The sequence below is a fragment of the Cytobacillus sp. Hz8 genome, assembly GCF_042263505.1.
Taxonomy (GTDB): Bacteria; Bacillota; Bacilli; order Bacillales; family Cytobacillaceae; genus Bacillus_BE.
Genome location: NZ_JBHKFI010000005.1, coordinates 113039 through 127174, shown reverse-complemented (window position 1 = coordinate 127174; position 14136 = coordinate 113039). Strand labels below are relative to the sequence as shown.

The window sequence follows — 14136 nt, the reverse complement described above, 5'->3', positions numbered from 1 at the left end:
TAAAATTACTCCTTTAATTTCTCAATAAACGATTGATTGACGGTTCCAGTTCTTCTAATTTTGATTTCCGTTTTTACATGAACTGGCAGATTCACAAATTCTTGCTGCCAATTATTTTTTAAAGTTCTCCAAGCCTTTGGATTACTTCGATGTATGACTTCACCAAAGCCAAATATATCAGCTTGAAGCTCTTTTGCCTTATCAATCGAAGCTTTGATAATTTCTTCATTCACCTTTGCTGATTTCTTTTCAATTTTCGCAAGGGATTCTGGTTTGGTTAGATCAAGATGACAAGCAACCTCCGCAATATTAGCTTGGATAGTTGTTTTGATATCAATCTCTGGCTTCCCATTCACCACTTTCCCTTTCACTTTGGATTTTGACTTAAATATTTCGATGACTAATTCCCCTTTATCGGGACAAGGAGTGCTGCCCACTGTATTTTCAACATTTTCGGCAATATAGTTATACCCTTTACTCTCCTTTTCATTTAACCATCCAACCATCTTATCCATTTTAAACACTGCAATGCTTGTATATTTTAACCGCGAATAAGGATTAATTTTTTCCACATTTTGATTAGATTTCCCTTTTTCCACATTTCCCACAATCGTTATCCCTGTTAATACAGGATCCTTTCCATCACTTGTAAGTGAAGAAATCAGTTCATCCATCTGTACAGCAACAGTAGGAGCCCATGATTTTTCTGATGCTTCTAGAGAAGAATGAAGTTTATTTGCCGGAATTTTTTCAAGTGATGTTAAATTTTGTAATATTTCTTTTGCTTGAATGTCTTTTGTAACAACGATATAAAAATCTTTTCGAAACTCGGCATCGCGAGTTAAAAAATCAAGTGTATTCTTGATTCCTTCTTTTGCCACCCCTTCACTAAGAACAAACATTTGCAAGTGGGAAAAATACATTCTCCGAGGTGAAATGGTTGTTATTCTACGAACAGCCTCAAAAAGATGAGCCCCTTTTTCTGTATAAGTAGTGACAGGGCTTCTTCCAGAAGTCCCTTTTTTGGAAGCAACTTCTCCAGGATCAACCACTTGTATAGTTACTTCATATTCTCCGTCAACTTTATCAATCGACATCGCGACGGCTAGTGCCAATTCATTTAATTCCCTTCTATTCCAACATCCAGTCAGGAAAAAAATCGAGAGAAGAATAATTATCAAAAATCCATATTTCATTCCTTCTCACCCCTTCGAGCAGTAACTATTTATTGGATTCTGGTTTAGCTACTTTAGGATCTGCTTTTCGTTTCTTGTTCTTTTGATTCATTAAACGAGGTCGAGAAAATAATCCCCATCGTGGGAAACGCAAAATGGCATCCTTCTGATCTGCCAGGATAAATGGACTAAATGGTGCCATATAAGGCATTCCAAAGGAACGAATCGAATTTAAATGAAGTAGAAGAGCTAAAATCCCTAAGGTTACTCCATAAAGCCCAAAGGAAGCAGCCAGCATCATCATAATAAAACGAAGCATCCGCACAGAAATCGCCATATTATAGGCAGGAAAGCAAAAGTTTGCAATGGCTGTAATCGAAACAACAATAACCATAGCAGCGGATACAATTCCAGCCTCCACCGCTGCCTGCCCTAGCACTAGAGCTCCTACGATGGAAACGGTTTGACCAACCGCAGTCGGCATGCGAATCCCAGCTTCCCGCAGGATTTCAAAAGTCACTTCCATAATAAGAGCCTCGACAAATGCCGGAAATGGAACTCCTTCACGTTGCGAAGCTAAATTAATAAGAAGCGGTGTTGGCACCATTTCTTGGTGAAAGGTTGTAAGAGCAATATAAAATGACGGCCCTAAAAGCGAAATCAAAAAACAAATTATTCTTAAGATTCTTAGAAGAGAGCTAATGTCGGCACGCTGATAATAATCTTCAGCTACTTGAAAGTTATGAATAAATAAGGATGGGACAATTAACACAAATGGTGTTCCATCCACGATAATCGCTACCCTTCCCTCAAGTAGACCTGCCGCAACTACATCCGGCCGTTCTGTGTTAAAGACCGTAGGAAAAGGAGTAAAAGTTTCATCTTGAATTAATTCCTCAATATAACTGCTTTCCAGTATTCCATCGATGTCAATCCGCTCAATTCTTGTCCTTACTTCTTCCACAACATCATCCGTAACAATTCCTTTTATGTACATAATGGAGACATCCGTTTTCGTAATTTTCCCTATTTGCTTTTGTTCACAATGGAGATTAGGATCTTTAATTTTTCTGCGAACCAAAGCTGTATTAATTCGAATGGATTCTGTGAAAGCTTCCATCGGTCCACGAACCACATTTTGTGTAGTTGGTTCTGTAACGGAGCGCCCTTCAAAGCCATAAGTGGAGGCAGAAAGAGCTGCAGGAAAGCCGTCAATAATAATCACCGTATTTCCAGATAAAATGGAAACAAAAAGTTCCTCTAAATCATAAATCTCCTTGACATCCCCTATATTTAATACTTTATTTTTCATCCAAGTGAGTACTCCACGCATCGGTGCATCTATGTTCTCATTGCCCTTCCCTTCATACATTAAGGATTCTAAAATGACCTGTTGAATCATTTTAGTATCTGCCAATCCATCTGTAAAAAGAATGGATGCTGGAATGCTTAACTCTTTACCAATTTGAAATTTCCTAATCACCACGTCTGAACTTTTTGAAAAGGTTTCTCTCATGATCTGCAAATCTGTCTCTAAGCTTCCCGAAAGCTGTTGTTTTGCCTTTGCCTGGTCAATAAGTTTATTTTCCTTTGAAAGGAGGCGTGAATGCTTTCGATACATGCGAAATTTACTCATTGTAGCATACCTTCTTCTTTACCAAATGGAATTGAATTTGTATAATAGGTTAGTTTTTTCTAAAATGTGGATTTTATTACATTTGATTTCTTGCTATCCAAGGAATTTTTTATAGAGAAACAAAAACGATTTTCTATCTTTTGCAACTGAAAGGAAAATTTAATAGAGAAGGGATAAAAAAGCTCCATACTCCTTCTAGGTCAAGGAGCATGGAGCAAATAATCGAGGGCATAACTTAAGGATTGTTAACTATTTATTTTAATTTGGCAGCCATATACTTCTGAACTTTATTTTCAGGAATTAACCGACTAATTGAATGTCAGATTCTTCCCATCCTTTGCAAACATCCACCCATTCACTGGCAGAGGAATATTCAGCTAACTCAGCAATGGTTAATTTTATTGCCGAGTTCGTACTTCCACAAGCTGGAAAAACCGTTTCAAACCGTTTTAAAGAGAGATCCAAATAAATAGCTAGTTCATTTTTTAAGCCAAAAGGACATACACCGCCAATTGCATGGCCTGTTTGCTCTAAAACCTCATCTTTCGTCAGCATACGCGCCTTATATCCAAATTGTTCGCGAAATTTTTTATTATCAATCTTCGCATCTCCTGCTGTCACAACCAAAATAGCTTGCTCATTTTCTCCTCTAAATGATAAAGTTTTCGCAATACGATGCGGGATAACTCCGATCGTCTCCGCTGCTTCATCAACCGTTGCACTTGATGTTTCAAATTCCAGCACATCACTTTCACGGTTCCATTTACTAAAATGCTCTTTTACACTTTCTAATGACATCTTTTACATCCTTTCCCAATCGAAATTATGAACTATGATATCATATTTATCTGAAAAAACAAAAAATTCGTCTTATAATTTTGGTAGCTAAACACTATCCATTCGAAAAAATAGCCCACAATATGAAATTGTGAGCTCTCTTTAGATTTAACCGACCTCCCGAACCTGAGCAGGAATAAATTTCACACGTTGAATATACAAAAGCCTCATGGAGAGACCAATTCCAGCAGCTAGAAGTCCAATTGTTAAGCCAATCCAAAATCCTTTTGCTCCAAGATGGAAAACATGAGCTAAAAAGTACCCAAATGGTAAACAGATAATCCAATAGGCAATTAAGGTCATAATAAAGGCAATATTTACATCCTTATAACCCCTTAAAGCCGCTTGTGCTGTTACCTGAATGGCATCTGAAATATGAAAAAATAAGGCGTAAATCAAAAAGTGCGCAGTTAATTGAATAACCGCAGGCTCATTTGAATAAAAGCCTGCCACCTCATGTCGGAACAATACGACGAATCCTCCCGCGAAAAGTGCAATAAACACAGATAGGTACATTCCAAGCCAGCTATAGGATTTAGCATCTTTTAAGCGATTAGCTCCTACCTCATAGCCAACCAAAACCGTTTGCGCCATAGAAACACTAAGGGGAATCATATAGAGAAAAGAAACAATATTCAAGGCTGATTGATAGGAAGCAATAGTTGCAACATTATACTGACTAATTAATAACGTTACTATCGCAAACATACTGGTTTCAAAGAAAGTAGAGAGTCCCATTGGTACCCCAATTTTTAATATTTCCTTGCAAGGCTCAAAGGAAAATCTCTTCAAATTGACAAAGATTCGATATTTTGAAAATGGTCTTTGTGCATGAATAATATAAGCAGTCATCAGCGTTATAATCCAATAGGTCACTGACGTTGCAAAACCAGCGCCTCCACCACCAAGTTCAGGAAAACCTAGCTTGCCAAAAATCAGCACATAATTTAAGAAAAAATTAATTGGCAGTGATATTAATAAAATGACCATCACAACCCTGGTCTTCCCTAAACCATAAATAAAGGATCGCAATACATTAAAAATAAATAACGGTATGATTCCAAAACCAAGACCAACTAAATACTTATATGCAGTTGCTTGAACGGCTTTTGGTAGATTCATAAGATGTAAAATTGGGTTTAAAAATAACGCTCCAAAAACAATGACCACTAATGCAATCACAAATCCAAGAAGAATCCCATGGGTGACAACAGTCGCGACTTCTTTCTTCTTTCCTTCACCATAGCGCTGAGCAACGATAGGAGAAACCGCTAGAAGGATTCCACTCAACCCTGTGAAAACCGGATTCCAAATAGAAGCCCCAATTGCCACTCCCGCTAATGCAGAAGAATTATATTTTCCTGACATAATCGTATTAAAAAAAACCATCGAAAACATACTTAACTGAGTAATTAAAATCGGAACTAGCAGAATGATGATTTGCTTGATTCTTTCCTTTAATGAAAATGTTTGGTTCATGATGAAGACTCCTTAAAAAAATATTTCCATAATAAAAATATTAAAAAGCTCGACTTCCTGTTAAATAAATACTTGGCACCATTCACCAATTTAACCATTATAACAGAAAATTCAGCCAAACTATTTTCTTTTTTATATTTTCCTACAAAAACATTTTAACGGAGAATAAGGTGGGAAAATTTCTCCACCTTACTCATTCCGAGCACAATTATTTTATTTATGGATTCTCTTGAATCCACCATTTTTCCCTCCAAATTTCTTCTAACTGCTCCTTCGGTAAAAGAGGGAACTCAAACTCCTGGGGTTTCCGTTTTTTCATGATAAAATTCTATTGATTGCCCTAGTTGGATGGAAAGAAGAGCACTTGGCGCACTCTTCTTTACCTTATTTCAATTGATCTGGTATCACACAATTTTCAACACCTTTCCAAATGGAGCTTTCGGAACAAACTCCGTTGGAACAAGCCAAAAAATCTCATACTCAATTTGAAGTTCATCATGAATAAAGCCGGTTAAGTCGGTAATATAAAAGAGGGTATCAATATGTTCTTCCGTTCCCCATTCCAAAACAAGGGTATAGGACGATTTTCCGTGTGTAAAATATTTGATATTCTTCACTTCTGTTATAGGTATCGTCGAGCGTATTTTAAAGTCGGCTTCTATTAAGAGGGTATCCGGACTTAACTCTCGAAAAAATTTGATGATATCATCAATCAAATTAATTTTGGTTTCATTCGTTGACGTATCAATCACTAAAGCTATTTTTTTCCCTTGTCTTTCCTGAACAATCTGTAAAAGTTTCTTATGCCATTTCAAACCTATCATCTCCCCATATTTTTGAGTCACAAAAATTATTATGCTCATAATAACTTTTCTTACTAACCATTAATAAGGAAGAAGATGACATGCAAATGAAGTGTTCATCGTTTCATGAGGCGACTAATTTTCCGATATCCTGATCACATACTTCAGTTCTTCTGGTTGTTTAATTAGGGTGAAACCATTTCTTGACTTGTATAGCACTGACATTTGGGACTTTAAATGCTGCTCCATTTCGTAGCGAAGGAGTAGGGCCAAACTTCTCCTTGAGAGAATACTTTGAACACTTATATCAAGACACAAGGAGAAACCATTTTTAAAAATCACCTTTGATTTTTGATCATTCACCTTCTTTACATCCTGAAAATGGGCGAGCGAAATCCAAACACAATCATTTCTGTAAGGGGATGCGGATGGAAACCAATACAAATCAAGAGCAGGACAAATTGCAATGGGAGGCATACACACATTTCCAAGAATGGATTTTGAGCTTTTGACAGATCCTTGAAAATCACTGCCATAGCACAGTAAACTTTTCTCAATAATAGCCTTTGGCGACTGCTCAACTAGATAGATATTATTTCCCTCAATTATTTTTGCACATAATTTTCCAATCTCATTAAATTCGGGAACAATCATTTCACTTTTATGTCCAATGATATAATTTTTTAGCTTTTTCATATTTACCTTCCTTTCTCATACATTTTTATTTAAAAAATAGTGAAAAGAAAGTATACTATCGATTAGAACTAGTATACTTCATGGTTACTAGCTCAGATGACCCTTTGGCGAACCCGTCTTCCCTGACAATATGCTAAAGGGTTCTTCTTTTTACACATAGCACATTTTCTCGAACGTTTACAGAATGATTGTGTTAAATGTATCGCTCAATATGCTTCAGCTTTCATCTTCATTTTTAGTAGATTTATTTTGTTAATATATTTATGAAGGATGAAGATGTGAGGATTGTGGAATATATTACTCCCAATAATTGAGGCCGACACAAGGAAATAGTTGTGTATGTATAAAATTGTGTTGTAATGCGGAGTTTTTTTACCATTCTAGATTGATGATATATGTAAGAAATAGCTGTAGCAAATCACTCACAAACCATATTTCTTTTCAGCAAAAGTTATTCCTAATGTATATTAGAAGCTCCTTTTAAATCAATCCTTTTAAGTCTTCATTATATCCTCACCCCTCTTGCTTTTATGGGACTATTATACCGATATCTACTATTCTACAAAACCCTTTTCTACAAATTTTTCCAATTTTTCGTTTTTCCTTATTAAAATTTAATTTTTGTAATTTGACATCTTTTCCCAAATGATTTATTATATTAAAATTTACATTTGTCAATATTCATTCATTTAGTAAAAAATAGAGGGATAATGCCTTTCAAAATTGGCAATTATGTACATAAACTCCTATTTATTTAAATTTCAAAATATTTTCATTTTTTGTGTAAAAATCAAAATTGTTTAAAAAAAATTATGTTATTTTACCCTATCTCTCCCTATTTTTATATAAATTATTTAGGACATTTGATATGATTTATCTATAGAAAGTAGTGAATCTAAATATTTCGAGGTGAACCAACGTGTCAACTGGACTTGTAGCAGTCATTATGATATTTTCGATTCCGATCATTGCAATCATCACGGATCATTTTCAAGCTCAGACTAAACTAAAGCATCAAATGATCAAGGATGAGCTTGAACTCGAAAAGATTAAGCAGGAAAACTTTTTATTAGAAACAGAAAAAATGAAACTCGAATTAGAAAGAATGACATTGGATTCAACAAATGACAAAACAAAATTAATATAAATCACATTTTTCCTCAAAAAAGAGGCTATTCACCGTATAGGATAGCCTCTTTTGCTCTTAAAATATTAATTATTTTTTTCTATTGCCGCTTGAGCAAGCTGCATAATAGTCATATCATCCATAGGCGGATTATGTAATCCGGCGCGAACATCTCGATAATACCTTTGTAACGGACTCTTTTGCGATAAGCTGCTTGCCCCTACTAATCTCATTGCAAGGTCAACTACATGAATCGCGGCATTTGTGACTACTAATTTAGCAGCACTAAGCTCTGGCTTCATTTTTGGTCTCTCATATTCTAAGGCGTCATCCCATTGCCTCGCGACCGCATAAAGGAAAGAACGAGCAACGAGGAGCTCCTTTTCCATTTCTCCAATTTTTTGCTTCACATTCGGCAATTCGATAATAGGTCCATTCAAACTGTTAGGAGCGTATTCCCTTGCAAATTGAATACTATAGTTTTGCGCAGCCTGCGCAATCCCTAAGTAACAGGCTGGAATATGCAAGAGCCACCCATTTGCAGCCTTATTTCCTGGTTGAATGATTTCAACAAGATACTTTTCATCAATCTCCACATTAGTTAATACAAGATCATGACTACCCGTTCCACGCATCGCAATACTATCCCAGGTTTCTTCAATTTTCACTCCTTCCGCTTCGCGAGGAATCAAAAAATTCCCTACCTCGTCACGACCTTTAATAGATGCACTAACAATAAAATAGTTTAAAACAGGTGCCATTGTGGTAAAGATTTTTCTCCCATTAATAATCCACTGATTTTCCCTTAACTCCGCCGTTGTTTGTGGTTTTCCACCTCTCGTTGGACTTCCTGTCGCACGTTCTGAGGCTGCACCATTTGTTAATGCACCTTTTTTTACTTTCTCACAGAACCACTGAAATAAAGCTTCCTCCCAAAGCTCTTTTTCACCCAAATTTTTGATAATTCCTAAATGCCATCCAATAGAAAGGGCAGTTGCCCCATCACCGATGGCGATTTGTTCCTGCAACTGCACAAATTCCAATAAAGAAATTTCCTTTCCTCCGTACTTTTTCGGAACTGTGAGCGTGGTGTACCCTGATTCGACTAATTCATGAATGTTGTCGAATGGGAAGTTTCCCTCTTCATCTAATTTGGTTGACCGTTCAAAAAACTTCTTGGCAAAAACCTTCATCATAGATAAACGTTCTTCACTAGTTGCCGCTTCAAGAAAATTCATTCCTTCCACCTTCTTTTATAATTATTCCGATAGTTTTTATCTATTTTATTATCAATGATATTTCCCTGTTTATCAATCCTTCCCACTGAATAACAAATTACTTAAAACAAAATTTTTCATTTTTTGAATAAAAAAACAGTGCAAAGCGTCTTCTCTGCACTGCTATCAAACAGCTGTCTCTTGCAAACGACCCGAATAAATAGGTTTCTTTTTTCCTAGATAAGAAGATAGGCTCCCTTCATACACCAGTTCTAAATTAGGAGACTCTTGTAAATCATTGGGTGTAACAAGTGATATCGGTTTATCCTGACGCAATTCAACCCCACTTTCTTCAAGTAGAGTGGCAACAAATTGAGAGCAAAAGTAGGCATTTTTTCGTTCTATTTCCAAATTGAGCATAATGGCTAATAACCCTAGGAGATTATAGCGGTAAAGTTGTTTATGCTGATTCATTTCTTGTATGATACAGTTTATCGCTTCATACTGTTTTTCCGTTATGGTGCAACAATAAATTGCACATTTTGCTTTTTCAAACAGACCCCCTCTTGTGTCTTCTTTAATAAACCCTCCAATGAACGGATTCTTTTGCTTCTTCCTCCCAAAGCTATAGACTTCCTGTAATTCTGCATCTAAGGCAATAGAGGCATGATTTAAAGGCTTTCTTGTATATAATTTAATCATTTTCGTAAATAATGTTCCTGTATCCGTAAGGAGAATGTAAACTTTCCGTTTCATTTTTCCTTCCTCCTGAAAAATCTAAAATGGCAAACTCATTTGATTATCTTCACTTTCATCATATCTTTCTGGTAAAATTGGATGAACAATCCAAAGCTTGATTTTCATCTAAGACCTAAGCCTTAGAATGATTCAACCAAAAGGACTGTTTTTCATTTCTTTTTTTGACTTTTTATCCAAAATATCCCACAATGTTATTATCATTATATCTTGTTTCAATCCAATCCGAAAGAATGAGAATAATAGTTTTTGAATTGCATAAATTTTCTAAATGAACAGAATCCTTTTAAAGATACATTCATCTTGTATAATGAGTTTTGTGATAAGAAAGGAGAATGATTTATGACGCAAGCATTTGCTGCACTAGTTGTTGATAAAAAAGAGGAACATTTTTCTGTAGACATTGAAAAGAAGACAATTCAGGATTTGCCAGAGGGTGAAGTTCTCATTCGTGTCCATTATTCTGGAATCAACTATAAAGATAGTCTAGCTTCCATTCCAAATGGAAACATCGTCCGTACATTTCCTTTTATTCCAGGAATAGATTTATCTGGAGTAGTAGTCTCTTCAACGGACCCACGTTTTAAAGAAGGCGACGAAGTCATCGCAACAAGCTATGAAATTGGAGTCTCTCATTTCGGTGGATTCAGTGAATATGCTCGCATCCCGGCAAAATGGATCGTCCCTCTTCCTACCGGACTATCCCTTAAAGAAGCGATGGTTATTGGAACTGCTGGGTTTACAGCAGCATTATCTGTTCAAAGCTTATTAGATAACAGAGTGACTCCAAAGATGGGAAAAGTGCTGGTTACTGGTGCAACTGGTGGTGTAGGCAGCTTTGCCGTTTCAATACTTTCTCGACTTGGATTTGAAGTCGAAGCTAGCACGGGAAAAGCTTCTGCGGAAGAATACTTAAAAACGCTCGGGGCAGCTTCTATCATTTCACGTGAGAAAGTCTATGATGGAAAAATAAAAGCCTTAGGTAAACAAAATTGGTTTGCAGCCATTGATCCAGTTGGTGGTGAACCACTAGCCTCCCTTTTAAGCCAAATTCAATATGGAGGATGCGTTGCGGCGAGTGGGTTAACGGCGGGAACGAAGCTGCCAACTTCGGTATTCCCATTTATCCTGAGAGGGATTTCTTTACTTGGAATTGATTCTGTTTATACACCAATGGATAAACGGATTAAGATTTGGAGTCGATTAGCTAATGATTTTAAACCTCATACAATTGATTCATTTATTCAACAGGAAGTTACCCTTGAACAACTTCCAACGGTACTTCCGACCTTATTACAAGGTCAAGCACGAGGCAGAACAATTGTAAAATTATAGAAAAAATGATGAGACTTAGGTCTCATCATTTTTTTCTTTCAGATTTCCTTTAAATTTCAATATCTTACCCCTTTAACCACTCATCAAAAAACTTCCGATACCCTTCCTTCATCACATGACTTGAAAAAGATTTAAAGGCATAGTCCCGATTTTCCATTGAGACTTTTTGTGTCATTGCAGCTGCCATATTCACTAGTTCAAACCAATTGTTCTCATTACCGGAAAAAGAATGCCTACTACTAATGTGATCATAACAAGGATGCTCTGGCTTCACGATAATCTTCCCCATTGCTAATGCCTCTGTTAATGGCATGGCAAATGTATCGAATTTTGAACAGCTCCAATATACCTTTGCTGAATTCATCAAAGCAAAAATTTCATCTTGCGATAAAGCAAATTGGAGCTTTATATTGTTAGGAATATCATATGTCTTCATACTTTCGCGATATCGCTCGCCACCAAAAACCATAAAAACCTCTTTATCGGGATTTTGTCTTGCGTATTCCAATACAAGGTCTGGTCTTCGATTTTCTTCATCTCTTCCAATCCAAAGAATGCGATTATCAATTATTTGATTGGGATCAAAATGTTTTATAGCTATTTTCTCATTAAAGCCTATTGGAATTACAGAAACATCCGTCACACCGAAATTCCGAGCCATTTCTCTTTTTAAAAATTCTGTTTGCACAATAGCCTTATCCACTATTTGATAAAATGGCTTCATCATTTCATATCCGGTTAAAGCTGGATCAGGAAAGCTATGGGGAAAAAGAACACTATTTTTCACAAACATTTTTAAATAGGTAAAGCCCGATACCGTGTAAATCACATGATCAATTTTATGTGAATTAATTTGATCGAGAACGATATCGTAATTTACAAGATCCCCCTTTTCATGTTCAAACCCTGGAATCCAATCATAAGTGCCAACATGTCGCTCTGGGGAAATAAACACGATTTCCACCCCCAATTCAGCAGCAAGTTTTTTTAAGCGATCTGCAAAAACACGTGGCCCTTGGGCTTCGCTGAATTGAATTTTTCTCATCACTAAGCCTACTTTTTTCATCTCTTCCTCCTGTTTTTTGCTATTCAATTAACCAATTTGTTCATCATTTATCCTTCCAATTCCTTTTAAAACCATTACTCTTTAAGTAATTCCCCTCCACATTGCAAGAGAGCTGACATAGTTTCCGACATTTCCCGCTCTAGCTGTTCTTTTGTCCATTTTCCATCCATATTCTCCAAGTCTTTTTGGATTAAGAGCAGCATCCATAAAGAAAAGGCAACCGAAAATAAGTAGTAATTTTTTTTAAAAGAATATAGCTCAGCTAAACTTGCATGAGGATTCAATTGTTTAAAATAATATTCTAAAATATTATTTCGTAATTCCAGACTCATCTGCTTTTCAAATAGGGGATGTGCCAAATCGATCACATGATACAAATCCCAATATGGTAGGTTTAAATGAGCGTTTTCCCAATCGAGAATCATAACATGTTCCCCAACAAATGCGTAATTTCCCAAATGCAAATCCCCATGGGAAAAGACGAGAGCCCCGTGAAACGAATGAGTCTCAAGCAAATCATATATCGATTGCATGAATGAAGCATCTAACCCTAGAATTTTGGTATATGCCATTGTTTTCGTCCTATTTAAGATAATCTGAGAAATTATTTCATGTATGGAAGGCTTAAGTCCATGAAGAGGCTGATGCAAAAGATTTTTAATGGGGTATTGATGCCACCATATCATCCATTTTGTTACGGCCAAAGCTAAATCTGGTGTAAATCTATGATTTAAATTACCTAAATCTTCAAAAATAAGCCAGTTTTTTTCCGGAACAAGTGAATTTGAACTTGCTAAAATTTTGGGATAGAAGTCAGGAAAATTCACAAGAATATGATCCTGAATCCAAGCTTCTTTACCCATTTGTACATCATTTGTTAACGGTTTAAATATGTAACTTTCATTCGGTGTGAGAAAGAATCGTTCTACCTCTCTCCCGTTCATCCCCTTATAGATTCCTTCTCTTTTATATAGCTTCTGGTCATTTAAGGTTCCATTTGGTAAAACCACTGAGGAAAACAAATTCATTCCCTCCTTCTCTATCTTTCGGAAGTCTCTCTAGCCCTGATTCACCCAAAATGTTTCTCCAATTTTAAGGACTTTAAGCTTTGTTTCATCTAATTTTAACCTCTTCCATTCAGCAAGAAATCGATCTAATGCCTCCGGACCCGTATCATCTGCTAATCGATAGGCCCCGTAGTGCATCGGGATAAATAGCTTCCCATTTAATTCTAAGAAAGCTTTTATTGCGTCCTCTGGATTGATATGAGAAGCCGACATAAACCACTCTGGTTCATAGGCACCAATTGGCATTAAAACGATATCTATAGCAAATCGTGCTGCAACATCCTGGAACCCTCGAAAATAGCCTGTATCACCAACAAAATAAATGGATTTATCGCTATTGCTTTTGCAACCAATTATCCACCCACCCCAATGTGAGGTATTTGTATCCATTAATGAGCGCTTTGTCCAATGCTGAGCTGGTACAAATGTGAAGATTAACTTATCATATGTAAATACATCCCACCAGTCTGCTTCAATCACTTTTTGATATCCTCGTCGAGTAAAGGCAGTTCGAAGACCAGCCGGGACATAAAAGGTCGGTGAACCCTTTAGTTTGCGAATAGTTCCAAAATCTAAGTGATCGTAGTGACCATGCGAGATGACGACTGCATCAATTTTTGGCAGCTCATTTATGTCGATTCCTGGTTCAGTTAGTCTTTTTTGAACGCCCATACGCTTCGCCCAAACGGGATCTGTTAATATATTTTGTCCAGCCATTTGAATCAGAAAGGAGGAGTGCCCAATCCAAGTAACTGAGATATCTGATTTATTATTACAAATTTTCTTGATTTCCTTTTGCTCTGCTTGTGGAATTTGCTTTATTAAATCTTTCGTTTTTCCTCTTCGTTCTTTTGACCAACGAAGCATATCAGCAAATGTATTTCTGTTCTCAATTTTATCATAATTTTGATATCGAGTTCGCTTCATATTCATTAACCCCTTA

At 36.4% G+C, this 14136-nt stretch carries 13 protein-coding genes; 2 read left to right on the top strand and 11 right to left on the bottom strand.

All coding sequences use genetic code 11. The features are described 5' to 3' along the window. Nucleotides 1-5: 5 nt before the first annotated feature. The 6 genes from ACE38V_RS08955 to ACE38V_RS08930 all read right to left on the bottom strand — a co-directional run bounded on the left by ACE38V_RS08955 (nucleotide 6) and on the right by ACE38V_RS08930 (nucleotide 6626). Nucleotides 6-1196: a Ger(x)C family spore germination protein gene (locus ACE38V_RS08955; protein ID WP_375840877.1), complete on the bottom strand. Its 1191-nt coding sequence runs from the start codon at nucleotides 1194-1196 to the stop codon at nucleotides 6-8. Between the two features lie 25 nt (nucleotides 1197-1221). After that, complete coding sequence (locus ACE38V_RS08950) at nucleotides 1222-2811, bottom strand: spore germination protein (protein ID WP_375840875.1); 1590 nt, start codon at nucleotides 2809-2811, stop codon at nucleotides 1222-1224. Nucleotides 2812-3111: 300 nt separating this feature from the next. Continuing rightward, nucleotides 3112-3609 carry a YbaK/EbsC family protein gene (locus ACE38V_RS08945; protein WP_375840874.1) on the bottom strand — a complete coding sequence of 166 codons (498 nt, stop codon included), beginning with the start codon at nucleotides 3607-3609 and terminating at the stop codon, nucleotides 3112-3114. A 147-nt stretch (nucleotides 3610-3756) separates the two neighbouring features. Beyond that, nucleotides 3757-5127: an MATE family efflux transporter gene (locus ACE38V_RS08940; protein WP_375840873.1), complete on the bottom strand. Its 1371-nt coding sequence runs from the start codon at nucleotides 5125-5127 to the stop codon at nucleotides 3757-3759. 404 nt (nucleotides 5128-5531) lie between these two features. Continuing rightward, nucleotides 5532-5951 carry a VWA-like domain-containing protein gene (locus ACE38V_RS08935; RefSeq protein ID WP_375840961.1) on the bottom strand — a complete coding sequence of 140 codons (420 nt, stop codon included), beginning with the start codon at nucleotides 5949-5951 and terminating at the stop codon, nucleotides 5532-5534. Nucleotides 5952-6065: 114 nt separating this feature from the next. Beyond that, the gene (locus tag ACE38V_RS08930; RefSeq protein WP_375840872.1) at nucleotides 6066-6626 is read right to left on the bottom strand and encodes a competence protein ComK; all 561 of its coding nucleotides are present in this window, start codon (nucleotides 6624-6626) and stop codon (nucleotides 6066-6068) included. A 946-nt stretch (nucleotides 6627-7572) separates the two neighbouring features. On the opposite strand from ACE38V_RS08930, the gene ACE38V_RS08925 reads away from it, so the two are divergent. After that, nucleotides 7573-7773 carry a hypothetical protein gene (locus tag ACE38V_RS08925; RefSeq protein ID WP_375840960.1) on the top strand — a complete coding sequence of 67 codons (201 nt, stop codon included), beginning with the start codon at nucleotides 7573-7575 and terminating at the stop codon, nucleotides 7771-7773. Nucleotides 7774-7838: 65 nt separating this feature from the next. On the opposite strand, the gene ACE38V_RS08920 is transcribed toward ACE38V_RS08925, so the two are convergent. Then, on the bottom strand, nucleotides 7839-8990 hold the full coding sequence (locus ACE38V_RS08920; RefSeq protein ID WP_375840871.1) for an acyl-CoA dehydrogenase family protein: 1152 nt from the start codon (nucleotides 8988-8990) through the stop codon (nucleotides 7839-7841). Between the two features lie 165 nt (nucleotides 8991-9155). After that, nucleotides 9156-9725: a hypothetical protein gene (locus ACE38V_RS08915; RefSeq protein ID WP_375840870.1), complete on the bottom strand. Its 570-nt coding sequence runs from the start codon at nucleotides 9723-9725 to the stop codon at nucleotides 9156-9158. A gap of 342 nt (nucleotides 9726-10067) precedes the next feature. On the opposite strand from ACE38V_RS08915, the gene ACE38V_RS08910 reads away from it, so the two are divergent. Further along, a complete protein-coding gene (locus ACE38V_RS08910; protein ID WP_375840869.1) occupies nucleotides 10068-11060 on the top strand; it encodes an NADPH:quinone oxidoreductase family protein in 993 nt (330 codons plus the stop codon). A 64-nt stretch (nucleotides 11061-11124) separates the two neighbouring features. Here ACE38V_RS08910 and ACE38V_RS08905 read toward each other — a convergent pair whose 3' ends face one another. The 3 genes from ACE38V_RS08905 to ACE38V_RS08895 all read right to left on the bottom strand — a co-directional run bounded on the left by ACE38V_RS08905 (nucleotide 11125) and on the right by ACE38V_RS08895 (nucleotide 14120). Further along, nucleotides 11125-12126 (bottom strand): glycosyltransferase, encoded by a 1002-nt coding sequence (locus tag ACE38V_RS08905; protein WP_375840868.1) that lies wholly within the window; start codon nucleotides 12124-12126, stop codon nucleotides 11125-11127. Nucleotides 12127-12200: 74 nt separating this feature from the next. Continuing rightward, nucleotides 12201-13148 carry a phosphotransferase family protein gene (locus ACE38V_RS08900; RefSeq protein WP_375840867.1) on the bottom strand — a complete coding sequence of 316 codons (948 nt, stop codon included), beginning with the start codon at nucleotides 13146-13148 and terminating at the stop codon, nucleotides 12201-12203. A 36-nt stretch (nucleotides 13149-13184) separates the two neighbouring features. After that, on the bottom strand, nucleotides 13185-14120 hold the full coding sequence (locus tag ACE38V_RS08895) for an MBL fold metallo-hydrolase (RefSeq protein ID WP_375840866.1): 936 nt from the start codon (nucleotides 14118-14120) through the stop codon (nucleotides 13185-13187). Between the last annotated feature and the right edge of the window lie 16 nt (nucleotides 14121-14136).

What these genes read in the sequence shown, in the direction of transcription:
- ACE38V_RS08930 (WP_375840872.1), bottom strand. Translation starts at nt 6,626, where the DNA reads ATGAAAAAGCTAAAAAATTATATCATTGGACATAAAAGTGAAATGATT.
- ACE38V_RS08950 (WP_375840875.1), bottom strand. Translation starts at nt 2,811, where the DNA reads ATGAGTAAATTTCGCATGTATCGAAAGCATTCACGCCTCCTTTCAAAG.
- ACE38V_RS08940 (WP_375840873.1), bottom strand. Translation starts at nt 5,127, where the DNA reads ATGAACCAAACATTTTCATTAAAGGAAAGAATCAAGCAAATCATCATT.
- ACE38V_RS08920 (WP_375840871.1), bottom strand. Translation starts at nt 8,990, where the DNA reads ATGAATTTTCTTGAAGCGGCAACTAGTGAAGAACGTTTATCTATGATG.
- ACE38V_RS08955 (WP_375840877.1), bottom strand. Translation starts at nt 1,196, where the DNA reads ATGAAATATGGATTTTTGATAATTATTCTTCTCTCGATTTTTTTCCTG.
- ACE38V_RS08895 (WP_375840866.1), bottom strand. Translation starts at nt 14,120, where the DNA reads ATGAAGCGAACTCGATATCAAAATTATGATAAAATTGAGAACAGAAAT.
- ACE38V_RS08905 (WP_375840868.1), bottom strand. Translation starts at nt 12,126, where the DNA reads ATGAAAAAAGTAGGCTTAGTGATGAGAAAAATTCAATTCAGCGAAGCC.
- ACE38V_RS08910 (WP_375840869.1), top strand. Translation starts at nt 10,068, where the DNA reads ATGACGCAAGCATTTGCTGCACTAGTTGTTGATAAAAAAGAGGAACAT.
- ACE38V_RS08945 (WP_375840874.1), bottom strand. Translation starts at nt 3,609, where the DNA reads ATGTCATTAGAAAGTGTAAAAGAGCATTTTAGTAAATGGAACCGTGAA.
- ACE38V_RS08925 (WP_375840960.1), top strand. Translation starts at nt 7,573, where the DNA reads ATGATATTTTCGATTCCGATCATTGCAATCATCACGGATCATTTTCAA.
- ACE38V_RS08915 (WP_375840870.1), bottom strand. Translation starts at nt 9,725, where the DNA reads ATGAAACGGAAAGTTTACATTCTCCTTACGGATACAGGAACATTATTT.
- ACE38V_RS08935 (WP_375840961.1), bottom strand. Translation starts at nt 5,951, where the DNA reads ATGATAGGTTTGAAATGGCATAAGAAACTTTTACAGATTGTTCAGGAA.